The following is a 14,517-nucleotide window of genomic DNA, read 5'->3' as shown; positions in this document are numbered from 1 at the left end:
GCAGAGTTAAGCGGAGTAAATCAGAGTTGAACAGAGAAAAAATAACTCCGCTTAACTCTGTTCTCCTCTGCTCAACTCCGCGAAACGAAACACTCTTCTAAAGATGAAAAAGATACCTATAGCTTTCTTTCTGACTATTCTCTTCAGTTCCTGCGACAAGGGATTTGATGAGATGAACATCAACCCGATTGCCCTGACGGCGGTGGAACCCGCTTTTCAGCTCAATACCGCCATCGTCGCCAGTGCGCCCGGCTACGGCAATCTGAGCTACGAAACCACCATCGTCAAACAGATGATCACACCCTTCAGCGGACAGGGATCGGCGGCTAATTTTAACCAGGACAACCGGGGCGTTTCGTCCGGCAACTGGACGACCTACTACGGCAACATCATTCGGGAACTGACCGATGTGATTGCCCAGACGAAGGACAATCCCGCCCGCTCCAACCTCTACAATATGACGCGAATCTGGAAAGCGTATTCGTTCATGATTTTGACGGACACGTACGGCGACATTCCCTACACGCAGGCCGGAAAGAGCTACCTGGAAGGCATTGTAAAACCGGTTTACGACACGCAGGAGTCGGTTTATACCGATATTCTGACCGAACTCGATGCGGCATCGGCGGGGCTGGATGCGACAAAAGCCAAAGTGGCCAGCGATGTGCTGTACGACGGCGACGTCGTCAAGTGGAAGCGGCTGGGCTATTCGATTCTGCTGCGGGCGGCCATGCGGCTTTCGAAGGTGAACCCGACCAAAGCCGCTGAATACGTGGCCAAAGCGGTGGCCGGCGGGGTGATGCAATCCAATGCCGACAACGCGATTATCCGGCACACCGCCAGTTTTACCAACCCGGTCGGCAGCCAGTTGAACGGCGGGCAATCGGCTTTCTTTTACCTGGATGAAGAGTTTGTGAGCTTCCTGCAAAAGACCAACGACCCGCGTCTGGCGTCCATTGCTGTCCGGTATGTGGGGGCAACCAGCGGGGCGCAGCAGGTCGAATCGCGGGCCAACCGCACACCGGCGGTTCAGATCGGTGCTCCGCAGGGCTACGACAATACCACCATCAGCAAAGCCGTAACGGCCAGTAAATTAGCCAGTTTATGGGATTACAGCCAGCTCGACAAAACCCGCATGGCCGCCCTGACCGCCCCCAGCTTTCTGGTGACCTACGCCCAAACCCAGCTTCTGCTGGCCGAAGCGGCTGTTCGGAAATGGACGACGGGCAATGCCGCCACGTTCTACGCCAACGGGATTCGGGCGCACATGCAGCAACTGGCCGGGTACGGTGCCAGCACCGCCGTGGCCGAAAGCGCCATTTCGACCTATATCGATGCCAATCCGCTGGCCGCTGGCAAGGAACTGGAGCAAATCAACACGCAATATTGGGTGGCGTCGTTTCTGATTGGGCCGGAAGCCTGGGCCAATTTCCGCCGGAGCGGTTTTCCGGTATTGACCCCGAACCCGTATCCCGGCAGCGATCTGAAAACGGAGGGCTTCATTCGCCGGCTCACCTACACGGATGCGGAATTGAATGTGAACAAAACCAATGTGCAGCAGGCCATTAGCCGTCAGGGAGCCAACCTGCTCGATACCCGCATCTGGTGGGACAAGAAGTAAAACCGCTCCTTTTTCGCCTTTCCCCAAAATGAAAAATCTGAAAAAACGACTCAAACAAGGCGATACACTAAACGGGTGTTGGTTGAATCTGGGCAGTTCGCTCACGGCGGAAATTGTCGGCCAGGCCGGTTTCGACTGGGTGCTGATCGACCTCGAACACGGGGCCGGTTCGGAAAAAGACGTCCTGCATCAGTTACAGGCGCTGGAATATACCGCTGCCGGGGCTATTGTTCGGGTCGAAAGTTCTGAAAGTCAGCGGATTCACCGCGTGCTGGACATGGGTGCCGAAGGCATTATGTGCCCGAAAGTGCATAATCCCGAGGAAGCCCGCAAGGTCGTGCACGGCTTGCATTATCCGCCCCACGGCGGTCGGGGTGTTGCCAAAATGGTGCGGGCCACCGGGTTTGCCGTGAACTTTCCGCAGTATTATGCCGAAGCTCAGGAAACCATTCTCGGTGTGGTGCAGATCGAAACCGTCGAAGTGCTGAATCACCTGGACGAAGTGGCGGCTATCGATGGCGTCGATGTGCTCTTCATCGGTCCCGCCGACCTGTCGATGGAACTCGGCATTTTCGGGCAGTTCGATCATCCGCGGTTCAAGGAAGCCCTGCGCGAAACCGTCAACGCGGCTCAGAAAGCCGGAAAAGCCACCGGTATTCTTTTTTTCAATCCCGACGATTACAAACTATACCACGACCTGGGCATCCGCATGATTGCCTGCGGAGCCGACGGAACCTTCGTGGCCGACGGTGCGCGCAACCTGGCGAAAAAGCTGGATGCGTTCCGGGCGACTGAAAAAACTATTTCGCGGAGGTGAGCGGAGAAAAAGGAGTTTAGCAGAGTCTTTTTTACTTCTTTTTACTCTGCTAAACTCCTTTTTCTCCGCTCACCTCCGCGAAACAACCCTCTTAACCCTTAAACCGTACTAATGTCTGATCCTCTTTTAATCCTGGCCGTCGGTGTCTTTATCGTAGTGGGTGGTATTATCGGACTAAAACTCCATCCCTTTCTGGCGCTGTTACTCGGAGCCTTTATTGTCGCCCTGATGACACCCGCTGCGGCCATCGAGCAGTTCGCCCTGGCGAAAGGAACGGCGCCCGCAGCTGCGCTGGCCCTGTCCAAAAAGAGCATCGGCGAGCGGATTGCCACGGAGTTTGGAGCCACCTGCGGCAAAATCGGCATCCTGATCGCCATGGCCGCCATCATCGGCAAATGCATGCTCGAAAGCGGTGCCGCCGAACGCATCATCCGCTCCATGCTGCGGCTGACGGGCATTGGCAAAGCACCCATCGCCTTTTTAGTCAGTAGTTTCTTTCTGGGAATCCCGGTTTTTTTCGATACGGTTATTTTCCTGATGATGCCTTTAGCCAAAGCCATGACCCTGCGGATCGGGAAAAATTACCTCCTGCTGGTTTTGTGTATCATGGCGGGAGCGGCCATGGCGAACTCGCTGGTTCCGCCCGCGCCGGGGCCGTTGTTTCTGGTCGGCGAAATGCACATTCCCATCGGGCTGATGATGATTGCCGGGACCATTGTCGGACTTTTTACGATCACCTCCGGCTATTTTTTTGCGCTCTGGGCCAATCGAAAATGGCCGATTCCGTTGCGCGACTCGCTGGATGCCAAACTGGAAGACATCAAGCTGATTGCCGCCAAGGAAGATAGTCACCTGCCGGGTTTGGGGATTTCGCTGTTGCCGGTTCTGATTCCGCTCGTTTTTATCTGTGCCGATACGGCCTTGACCGCGATGGCAACACCGGGTCAGCCCTTTACGCAGTCGGCTTCCCTGAATAGTTTTCTGAGTCTGGTCAAGTTTTTTGGGGATAAGAACATCGCCATTGTGACCGGTGGTGTGGCCGCCTTGCTGGTTTTGGCCAGTCAGAAGAAAGACCGGAAGGAAGGTCTGACGCCCTTCGTGCAGGCGGCTCTGATGAGCGGGGGCGGTATTATTCTGATCACCGCAGCGGGGGGCGCTTTTGGGGGCATGTTGCAGCAAACCGGCATCAGCACACGGATTGCCGACATGACCAAAGAATACCAGATGGCGCTGATTCCGCTCGCGTTTCTGATTGCCGCCGTGGTCCGAACCGCGCAGGGTTCCGCCACCGTGGCACTGATCACGGCGTCGGGAATCCTCTCGGGTATGGCCACCAATGCCAACCTGGAATTTCATCCGGTATACCTGGGCCTGGCCATCGGCTGCGGTTCCAAACTCGTGCCGTGGATGAACGACGCCGGTTTCTGGATCATTTGCAAACTGAGCAATCTAACCGAGCAGGAAGCCCTGAAAACGATTTCGCCCCTGCTCGTGGTCATGGGGCTAACCGGACTGGTAATCATCATGATCGGCGCGCAGTTGTTCCCGTTAATTTAGCGGTATACGGTTTCAGTTTACGGGATTCGGTTGGCTGACGCACGAATACGGACGTGTCAACCCAACGCGTCAGCTACTGTAAACTGAAAACCGTATACCGAAAACCGTTTACTTATGGAAAAAATAGGATTCATTGGACTCGGAATTATGGGAAAACCTATGGCGTTGAATTTGATCAAAGCCGGGTATTCCGTGTCGATTCTGGAAACAAGTGGGGCGTCCGCAGAGCTGGTTGAAGCGGGAGCACAGACCTTTCCGACCAGCAAGGCAATCGGGCAAAATGCCGACATCGTCATCACCATGCTGCCGGATTCGCCCGATGTCGAACAGGTCGTTTCCGGTCCGGATGGCGTTCTGGAAGGCATTCAGCTGGCCGCTTTGTTCATTGATATGTCGACCATCGCGCCCGCGACCGCCCGAAATATTCACCGTTTGATGCAGGAAAAAGGGGTGGAAGCGTTGGATGCGCCGGTATCCGGTGGTCAGGTGGGCGCGGTTTCGGCTTCGCTGTCGATCATGGTGGGTGGGAGCGAAGCGGCCTTCCAGCGTGCACTACCGGTTTTTCAGGCGATGGGTAAAAACATCGTTCGGATCGGCGAACCGGGCGCGGGGCAAACGACCAAAGCCTGCAACCAGATGATTGTCGGCATCACCATTCAGGCGGTGGCAGAAGCGTTTACGCTGGCGAAAAAGGCCGGGGTCGATCTGGAGAAAATGCGTGAGGTATTGCTGGGCGGTTTTGCCCAGAGCCGCATTCTCGACCTGCACGGCAAACGGATGATCGAGCGAAATTTTGCCCCCGGTTTCAAGATCAAACTGCATAAAAAAGACCTGGGCATTGCGTTGCAATCGGGCGCGGAATTTTCGGTGCCGCTAAAGGCGACGGCTTTGGTGGCCGACCAGATGAAAGCCGCCGTCGATGCCGGAAATGGCGAACTCGACCACAGCGCGATCCTTTTAGAATTGGAAGCTCGTCAGGATTTGCAATCCTGATCATCATAAAGAAAACCTAGATCCCTTACCAACATGAAACGGAAAAGCTTTATCAGAGTCATGGCCGCCAGCTCCGTGGGAGCGGCTGCTTTTGGCACCGAACAGGCCCGGGCCGAAATCAAGGCTGCGCCCAAAAAAGTACTCATGAAAGTCGGCTGCCAGTCGGGCGGAACGACCGTCGAAAACCTGGAGTTCAAGGCCCGTCACGGCGTCTTTAACCTGGATGGTGGGTCGCCCAAAACCATACCGGGCAAAGGCTGGGACCTCGACGATTCGATGAAGAAGCGGGAAGCCTGTGAGAAATACGGCATCAGCCTCGATGCGTATCATTACCCGTTGACGTCTGCCGGAATCGACAAAGTGGACTACCCGAACATCATGCTGGGGAAAAGTCCGGAGCGGGACCGCGAAATCGAAATTCTCCAGCAGATGATTCAGGTGGCCGGAAAAACCGGGATCAAAGTGCTCAATTACAACACCACGATTCTGCCGGTTTTGCGCACCGGGCGGTATACCGATCCCAAACGCGGGAATGCCGACTACAGCGTCTGGAATTATGAGGAAGCGCTCAAGCAGAATCACCCGAAAACCATTGCGGGTGATGTGTCGATCGACCAGATGTTCGAGCGCATTACGTACCTGCTGGACCGGATTCTGCCGGTGGCCAAAGAGTATAAAGTGAAGCTGGCCAACCACATCGCCGATCCACCGACGCCGGTTGGCTACCGGGGCATTACCCGCTGGAACAGCCCGGATGTGTTCAAGGGCATTCAGCGGTTTGCGAAATTGTACGATTCTGAATACCACGGGTTTAACTTTTGCATCGGTTCCATTGCCGAAGGATTGAAGGATCCCAAAAACGAGATTATGCCGATTATTAAGTGGGTGGGCGAGCGAAACCAGATTTTTAACGTTCATTTGCGGAACATCAAAGGCGGCTGGAACAATTTTCAGGAAGTGTATCCGGACAATGGCGACATGAATTTCCTGCACGTCGTTCGGGCCTTGCGCGATGTTGGTTTTTCCGGGATGGTGATGCCCGACCACGTGCCGCACCACCATGATCCGGCCAGCACCCCGCAAGCCTTTTCGTTCGCCTATGGATACATCAAGGGGCTGCTTCAGGCGGTTTCTGATGAAGTGAAGAGTTAGTATTTGAACCGAACCACGCATTTTAGCATGACGTTAGCGACCCATTTTTCGTACAAAGCCGGTCCCCGAATCAGAGAAATTACGATAACGCCGATTGCCATTGTCGATCCGCCTTTGTTGAACGCGGCCGGTTTGCACGCACCGTATGCCCTGCGCACGATCGTCGAGCTGGTGACGGACGACGGCATTTCGGGCATCAGTGAGATTCCGGGCAACAGCGACATCGATGCCGCCCTGGAAGCGTCGAAACCGTTGCTGATCGGACGCGACGTTTTTCAGCTGAATGAAATCCGGCAGGTTCTGGTCGATCATTTCGGGAAGGATACGGCGGCCCAGCGGGGCGATGCGCCCTGGGATCAGCGGAAAATGGTGCATATTTTCAGCGCCATCGAAGTGGCGTGTCTGGACATCATCGGAAAAGTAATGGGTCGCCCGGTGGTCGATATTCTGGGGGGCAAACGGCGCGATCGGGTGCCGTTTGCGGCCTATCTGTTTTATAAATACGAAGGGGCGGGTGGCAAACTGGCGTTCGATACCGATCCGAACGCCGTAGGCTGGGCCGCGGCCCGGCAAGCCAGCGCCCTGAATCCGGCTGAAATTGTGGCGCAGGCCAAAGCCATGTGTGCCGAGTTTGGCTTTCAGTCGATCAAGCTCAAAGGCGGTGTTTTCGAACCCCGGCAGGAGGTCGACGCCATGTTTGCGTTGTACGAAGCGTTTGGGCCGGATGTGCCGCTGCGGATTGACCCGAATGCGCTCTGGAAAGTGGAAACCGCCATTCAGTATGGTCGCGAAATGGAGCCGATTCTGGAATACCTCGAAGACCCGGTTCGCGGACAGGCTGCAATGGCGCAGGTTCGGAAAGCCCTCAAAACGCCACTCGCCACGAACATGTGTACCACCTCGTTCGAAGATATTCCCAACAGCATTGCCATCGGCTCGGAGGATATTATCCTGAGCGATCACCATTTCTGGGGCGGTTTGCGGGCCTCCATGACGCTCTCCGGTATCTGCGAAACGTTCGGCCGTGGTTTGTCCATGCATTCCAACAGCCATCTGGGCATTTCGCTGGCGGCCATGGTTCACCTCGGCGCGGCTTTGCCGCAGGTTCCGTACGCCCTGGATACGCACTATCCGTGGCAATCGGATGAGGTCATTACCGCCGGGCGGTTTCAATTCGAAGAAGGAGCGGTTCTGGTGCCGCAGGAACCCGGCCTGGGCGTTGAACTGGATCGGGACGCGTTGGCCAGACTGCACCAGAATTACCGGGAATGCGGCTTGAAAAAGCGGGACGATGAACCGGAAATGCAGAAAAAGCAACCCGGCTGGAAATTTCAGGCCGTCCGCTGGTAACGTGAGGAGGAAAAAAACGCTGGTGTCTTTGTAAGATAAATACCGTCCGTTAGGCAATTAATCCTATCCTGGAATGGTTTATCCAAAGATGAATACGCACACAAACCGCTCCCTTTTCTGGCTGGGCGTTCTCTATACGTTTCTGCTGGTACCGGCGGCATTTGGCCAGCCGGACGGGCAAACCTTCAGCCACCTCGGCGTTGAAGAAGGCTTGTCGCAAAGCAGCGTGTATGCCATTGCGCAGGACACCAACGGGTTCATGTGGTTTGGAACCCGCGACGGACTAAACCGGTACGATTCCCGCCGGGTGCTGGTCTACAAGAATCAGAGCGGCAACCCGCAAAGCCTGCCTGCCAATACCGTCAACAGCCTTTTGCTGGACCAGGCCGGGCGGCTTTGGGTCGGAACCACAAAAGGATTGGCCCTCTTCCGGCCCGAACGAAATGACTTTCAGCGGTTTTCGTTCGGCAACTCCCGGGATTCCACCATCATCAGCCTCGCGGAAGACCACCGGGGAAACATCTGGGTTGGCACCTTACACGGGTTATACCGGCTACAAACCAACAATCCTAAGCACTTTGAGCCACTCATCGACCTAACGGTGGGGCAGCGGAATCTGAATGATCCGTCTGTTCGGACGGTCTATGAAGATCGTCAGCGGAATCTGTGGGTAGGCACGTCCGGTGGCCTGGCTCGACTCCGGCCCACGCCGTCGGGGGCGTTTCAACTGACCCATTTTTTCCTGGAACCCGCCGATTCGCTCCACCACAATCCCTTTCACGGAATCAACGCCATCGCCGAAGACCGGGCGGGGCGGCTCTGGCTCGGCACCGAACGGCACGGTATTGCTTTGTTTGATCAACGACTGGGCCGGGTAATTTCGTGGAATGCCGCGCCCGGCCTGGATCTTGGCACGCAAACCATCCGAACGATTCAGCCCGATAAAAAAGGCAATTTCTGGGTGGGCACCATGTCGGGACTGCACATCGTGGCGCAGGATGGCAGCCGGTTTCGGACGTTGACCAATCAGCCAACCGATCCAGGGTCATTGAGTGATAATTCCGTGCGATCGATTTTTGGCGACCGCGACGGCTCGGTTTGGGTCGGTTCCTATTACGGGGGCGTCGATCTGTATAGTCCGCTGGCCCGGCAGTTCGGTTCGTTCCGCCCGATCAGCCGCGCGGGCGGAATGCCGTTTAAAATTGCGGGGCCGATGCTGCCCGCCAGCACCGCAAATCAACTCTGGCTGGGCACCGAAGACCGCGGACTTTTTCTGCTCAATGCCGACAAAACCGTCGCCCGCCAGTACGTTCATGACCCCAAAAATGCGCGTTCGCTGTCCAATGACAAGGTCAAATGCCTGCTGGCCGATGGTCCCAACGGTTTGTGGATCGGGACGCTTCAGGGGCTTAATTACCTTGATTTGCGCCGGCAAACCATCACCCGGTATTTTCACGAACCCGACAATCCGCATTCGTTGCCGAACGACCGCATTTACGATCTCAAACGGGACGCGGACGGAACGCTCTGGATCGTTACGAACCTCGGCGGTCTCTGCCGGTTTGACCCCCGGACGCAGTCGTTCGTGTCGGTAAGGCACCGGGCCGATCAGCAAGCGTCACTCAGCTCCAACAACGCCATGAGTTTGCTGATCGACAGTCGGCAAAATCTGTGGGTGGGCACCACCAACGGCTTAAACCGCAAACTGCCGGGCCGCGATGCGTTTGTTCATTATGTTCACCGGGATACCGACCCGACGTCGATCAGCAACAGTCACATTACCTGTTTCTTCGAAGACCGGCAGCACCGGCTCTGGATCGGAACGCGCGACGGTGGGCTGAATTTGCTGTTGCCCGATCAACGTTCCTTCCGGCACTACACGATGGCGCAGGGGTTGCCCAGCAATACGGTTTTTGGGATTCGCGAAGACCGCCAGGGGCGTTTGTGGATCAGTACGGACAATGGTCTGGCGCAACTCGATCCCCGGCGGTCGAAGATTATTTCGTACAACCAGCACGATGGCCTGGTTTGCAAGGAATTTACGTCCAATTCGACGCACCAGGACGCGCGGGGCTATTTCTATTTCGGCGGCTACAACGGCATTGTCTATTTTCACCCGGACAGCATCCGCCGGAACACCACTCCGCCCCGGCTGGCTTTCACGCAGTTGCGGTTGTTCAACGAGCCGGTAACGAGCCTTGGATCGAGCGGAATCGACTACGAACGGGGGCTGACGTTCACGCACGAACAGAACGTTTTTTCGCTGGATTTTGCGGCTTTCAATTACATCAATTCCTTCAAAAACCGGTATGCGTACCGGTTGCAGGGCTTCGATAAAAGCTGGAACTACGTGAGTGAACCCCGGGCCATGTACATGAATCTGGCCCCGGGCGAGTATGTCCTTCAGGTGAAAGGGGCCAACAACGACGGCGTCTGGAGCCGGCAGCCGCTGGAACTGAACATTACGGTCTTGCCGCCCCTCTGGAAAACCGGCTGGGCCTACGTTCTTTACGTGCTGACTTTTCTGGGCTTGTTGCGGCTTTGGTCGCGGTTTAATCGAAACCGGCTGCGACTGGCGCACGAACTGGAGGTGGAACAGGTCGAGAAAAACCGGCAGCAGGAGCTGCATCAGGCCAAGCTGAACTTCTTTACGGAGGTTGCGCACGAAATCCGAACGCCGTTGACACTGGTGATGGGTCCCATCGAAGTGCTGACGGCCCGGAGCACCAACGATCCGTTTCTTCAGAAACAACTTACCATCATGCGGACCAGCACCGACCGGTTGTTGCGGCTGCTCAACCAACTGCTCGATTTCAGAAAACACGAAACCGGTCATAGTCAGTTGCAAAAACGGGAAACCGATCTGGTGGCATTTCTGGAAAAAATCACGAACTCGTTTCTGGAACACGCCCGCTCGCGGCAGGTTACGCTGATCAACGAGTCCGAAGTCTCCGCGCTGCCGGTTTGGATCGACGCCGGAGAAATGGAAAAAGTGATTTACAACCTGTTGCTGAACGCCTTTAAATTTACCCCGGCGGGGGGCACGATTTGCGTCCGGTTGCAACAGGACTTTGGTTCGCCGGCTGCCACCGAAAAGGCCGTAATTTCCGTTGAGGATACCGGAAGCGGTATTCCGGCGCAGGCATTAGATCCCATTTTTGATCCTTTTTTTCAGGTCGACGCCTTCAAAACGCGGGATTCCGGCTTTGGGCTGGGTCTGGCCCTGAGCAAAAGCATTGTCGATCAGCACCAGGGGCAGATTACCGTCGAAAGCCGTGAGCAGACGTTGCAAACGCCGGGCTTTACCCGGTTTACGATTACGCTTCCGGTAAGCGTGCCGGATTCGTCGGAACAAATTCAGCCCGATTTGCCGACGGAACCGGCCGTTCTGGCGCTTCGGCCACTCGCTTTGACGGAGCCCATCGACGTTTCGGCAGCAGCGGAAGACGAACCGGTTTCCGGTAAAAAGCTGATTTTGCTGGTGGAAGATCAGGACGATATCCGGGCCTATATCCGGGATCTGTTTTCGGAAACTGCGCAGGTCATCGAAGCGGCTGATGGCGTAATGGGCTGGGAAAAGGCGTCGCACCTGTTGCCCGATCTGATCATCACCGATGTGGCCATGCCGGGCATGGACGGGTTTGCCCTGACGCACCGCATCAAAACCGATCCGCGAACCAGCCACATTCCGGTGATTGTGCTGACGGCAAAAGGCACGACGGACGCCCAGCTTACTGGTTTGCAAACCGGCGCAGACGACTACGTAACCAAGCCTTTTCATCCGGTGCTGCTGCAGGCCCGGGTCCGCAACCTGTTGCAGCTCAGGGAACAACTGAAAGCGAAATACCACCGGATCGTTACGCTCCAGCCGCAACCGCAGGAGCTGGATCATCCCGACGATAAATTCCTCAATCAGTTGATGACGGTTCTGGATGCCCACCTCAACGATGCCGATTTCAACGTGACCCGTCTGGTGGGCGAAATGGGCATGAGCCGCCCGGTTTTGTTCCGTAAAGTGAAGATGCTGACCGGTTTATCCGTCATCGACCTGTTGCGGACCACGCGGCTGAAAAAAGCCGAGATCCTGCTGAAACAGAAGAAAGCCAGCGTGTCGGAGATCGCCTTTGCCGTCGGTTTCAGTGATCCCAAATACTTCAGTCGGGCCTTCCGCGCCCAGTTTGGCGTGACGCCCACGGAGTATAGCAACCAGGTGGCGGAAGTGGTTTGAGGAAGTACATTGACGGTTCAACGTGTTCCGCTGATGCCGAACAAGAGAACACAATCTTTAAGTCAAGGTGCTTGGGACCTTGCGGAAGAGGTTTCAAAACAGCGGTTTTTTCTCATTCAGTTTCCTGGCCCGCAGCAACGCTTCGAGGTAATAGTAGTCGGCGTAAACTAAGGGCACATCCCGCTCGAACGTCTTCGCGCCCGTGCTGTGCAGCAGCAGAAAACCGTGGTTTTTCCCGACCGGCGATGCGTACTTCTTCGATAAGCTGGCGATAACCTGATCGGCTTTGGCGCGGTAGGGGGCGTTGGTAGTTCCGTACGTACTGAGTTCATACAGCGCCGAAGCCATCACAGTTGCTGCCGAAACATCACGCGGTTCATTCGGAATTCCGGGCGCGTCATAGTCGTAATACGGCACCAGATCGGCGGGCATTTTGGGGTGGTCGAGCATAAACCGGGCGATGGCTTCGGCCTGTTTCAGAAACTGCGGATCTCTGGTTTCGCGGTAGCAAACCGTGTAGCCATACAGGCCCCAGGCTTGTCCCCGCGCCCAGGCCGATTCGTCGCTGAAGCCCTGATGTGTGTTTTTCTTCAAAACTTTCCCGGTTAGTGTGTCATAATCGACCACGTGGTAGGAACTGTGATCGGGCCGGTAATGGTTTTTGAGCGTCGTTCGGGCGTGCGTTACGGCAATTTTGTAGAAGGTCGAGTCGCCGGTCAGTCGGGTGGCCGCAAACAACAGTTCCAGGTTCATCAGGTTGTCGATAATAACCGGACATTGCCACACTTCCTGATGGTGATCCCACGAGCGAATGATGCCCGCTTTCGGTTTAAACCGCTTGCTTAAGGTTTGGGCCGCCTGCAGAATTACTTCCCGATACGCCGGATCGCGCGTCAGCCGGTAGCCATTTCCGTAACTCGAATACAGTTTGAACCCCATGTCGTGCGTGCCGGCATTCCACTTTTCGGCTTCCAGATGAGCCGTATAAGTCCGGGCCTGCTTTTGCCACTCGTCCCGGCCGGTATATTCGTAGAGATACCATAATTCGCCGGGGAAAAAACCGCTCGTCCAGTCGCGGGCGGGAACCAGTTGCAAACCGCCGGACTCGGTTAGGGTTCGGGGTGACACCAGTACCGGTTTTGTGCCGGTCGGCTTTTTATCGGCAGCCGCCACTTCCTGCAACATCAGCCGGGTTTGCTGTTCCGCCTGATGGAAAAGGGTCTTGATCTGGTTATTGGAGACAAAACCGGTCAGAAGGCCCGATAGGACCAGCACTGCAAAAGTTGTTTTTTTCATTTTTTACGTACCCACGGACTAAAGTCCGTGAGATTTCCAACCTACCAAAACTTACCTTAAAATCAGAATCTCACGGACTAAAGTCCGTGGGTACGTTAGAGCCAGATCACCGGATTCCGGATCGGCAGGTTCCGTACCACTTCGTCAACCTGCGGATGATGATCGAGCTTTTTCCAGGTCGTGAGCCAGTTGGTTTGCCCGAAAGCCACCGCGCCAACTACCAGAAAAGGGTGGGCCACCGGCCAGTCGTTCCAATACATCACATCCGGTTTCAGGGGCCAGCTCGCCTTGTTCTGAACAAACGGGTACAAGTATTCGATGCCTTTTCGAATACCGCGCCCGTCGGTGGTTTGATACGCCCAGAGGTTGGTGGTTGGGGTGGATAAAATCTGACAGATCATCGTCATCGCATCGAGGTTGAAGAGCGAATACCCATACGGTTTGGTCCGCCGGAGTTCCTGGGGAAAACTGCCGTCGGTGGCCATCTGGTCGGGCAGCAGAACGGTTTTGTAGCGGTTTCGGCAAACGTCCAGCAGCGAGTCGTTCTTCGTCAACCGGGCAAAAGCCGCCACCTGCATGACCCAGCAGGTTCCGTGGTTGTTTTTCGCATTCATTTCATCCTTGCCGTACGGATGCGTCGTCAGCCAGCGCAGGTAGTCGGCAAACCATTGGCGGATGGCGGCCACCGCACGCCGATCGCTGCTTTTGGCCGTTTCCAGCACCCGCAATCCCTGCGCCACTTCCATCAGGTGAATGGTATCGATGATGCCGATGCCCCGACCCGTTGCGCGACCTTTAATGGCCTGCGCATACAGCAGTGAAGGATTCATGCGCGTAGCCGAATCGACAAACCAGGCGTTGAGGTGCCGGAAAGCCTGCCGGACGTAGGACTCATCGCGGGTAACGACGTAGGCCGATGCCAGCGCGCCCACAATCCGGCTAAAGCGAATCATATCCTGCCGGTGAGCGACAAAGTTGTCGGGGTTGGTCATTCCGTCGCGCTGGACATACGGTCCCTGCGGGTTGGCCGAATCGGGCCACCAGTAATCGCCTTCCGAAAAGAAATCGTGTTTGCCGCCCGCACTCCGGGGCGAGGTTTGCGCCGTTACCGTAACGGGCGGCTGCGCCATCGCCCAGCGGGCTTCCGCCAGAATCGTCGGTTTCAGGGTGGCAATAACGGCGGCTTTCGGCTGTGTAGAAGCCGCCGACTGGCCACAGGCCACCACCGCCAGCCACGGGCAGAAGAAAACAGGAAGCAGGAATAGCCGTGTTTGCATCGTATAAAGTAAGCGTACGGTTTAGCCGGCAGCCGCCGGTTTTTGCCGATGCGAAATTAGAGAAATATCGACAGCAGGTAGAGAAGCAACCAAACCAGCAGGGTGACGGACCCGACTTCGGCGATGGTTACCAGTACTCTGTTTTTTCTCACAGGAATCACTTCTGAATTTGAAAATGCAAGTTTAGCTACGTACAATTTTTTCTTGATATGGTCTACTGGTCAAA

9 protein-coding genes are annotated in these 14,517 nt (G+C 55.9%); 7 read left to right on the top strand and 2 right to left on the bottom strand.

What is annotated here, in order from left to right:
- Positions 1 to 103: 103 nt before the first annotated feature.
- The 7 genes from EHT87_RS13260 to EHT87_RS13230 all read left to right on the top strand — a co-directional run bounded on the left by EHT87_RS13260 (position 104) and on the right by EHT87_RS13230 (position 11,718).
- Complete coding sequence (locus tag EHT87_RS13260; protein ID WP_124907091.1) at positions 104 to 1,621, top strand: SusD/RagB family nutrient-binding outer membrane lipoprotein; 1,518 nt, start codon at positions 104 to 106, stop codon at positions 1,619 to 1,621.
- A 28-nt stretch (positions 1,622 to 1,649) separates the two neighbouring features.
- Entirely contained in the window at positions 1,650 to 2,438 is a 789-nt protein-coding gene (locus EHT87_RS13255; RefSeq protein ID WP_124907090.1) for an HpcH/HpaI aldolase family protein, read from the top strand.
- Between the two features lie 111 nt (positions 2,439 to 2,549).
- Positions 2,550 to 3,995, top strand: coding sequence for a GntP family permease (locus EHT87_RS13250; RefSeq protein ID WP_124907089.1), 1,446 nt, complete (start codon positions 2,550 to 2,552; stop codon positions 3,993 to 3,995).
- A 114-nt stretch (positions 3,996 to 4,109) separates the two neighbouring features.
- Entirely contained in the window at positions 4,110 to 4,988 is an 879-nt protein-coding gene (locus EHT87_RS13245; RefSeq protein WP_124907088.1) for a 2-hydroxy-3-oxopropionate reductase, read from the top strand.
- Between the two features lie 33 nt (positions 4,989 to 5,021).
- A complete protein-coding gene (locus EHT87_RS13240; protein ID WP_124907087.1) occupies positions 5,022 to 6,140 on the top strand; it encodes a mannonate dehydratase in 1,119 nt (372 codons plus the stop codon).
- 27 nt (positions 6,141 to 6,167) lie between these two features.
- Positions 6,168 to 7,490: an enolase C-terminal domain-like protein gene (locus EHT87_RS13235; protein ID WP_124907086.1), complete on the top strand. Its 1,323-nt coding sequence runs from the start codon at positions 6,168 to 6,170 to the stop codon at positions 7,488 to 7,490.
- A gap of 88 nt (positions 7,491 to 7,578) precedes the next feature.
- A complete protein-coding gene (locus tag EHT87_RS13230) occupies positions 7,579 to 11,718 on the top strand; it encodes a hybrid sensor histidine kinase/response regulator transcription factor (protein WP_124907085.1) in 4,140 nt (1,379 codons plus the stop codon).
- 93 nt (positions 11,719 to 11,811) lie between these two features.
- On the opposite strand, the gene EHT87_RS13225 is transcribed toward EHT87_RS13230, so the two are convergent.
- Complete coding sequence (locus EHT87_RS13225; protein ID WP_124907084.1) at positions 11,812 to 13,014, bottom strand: glycoside hydrolase family 88 protein; 1,203 nt, start codon at positions 13,012 to 13,014, stop codon at positions 11,812 to 11,814.
- A gap of 95 nt (positions 13,015 to 13,109) precedes the next feature.
- Positions 13,110 to 14,291, bottom strand: coding sequence for an alginate lyase family protein (locus EHT87_RS13220; protein ID WP_124907083.1), 1,182 nt, complete (start codon positions 14,289 to 14,291; stop codon positions 13,110 to 13,112).
- Positions 14,292 to 14,517: the final 226 nt, after the last annotated feature.

Origin of the sequence: Larkinella knui (assembly GCF_003858645.1) — a bacterium.
Lineage (GTDB): Bacteria > Bacteroidota > Bacteroidia > Cytophagales > Spirosomataceae > Larkinella > Larkinella knui.
This window is presented reverse-complemented; position numbering and strand designations above follow the sequence as displayed.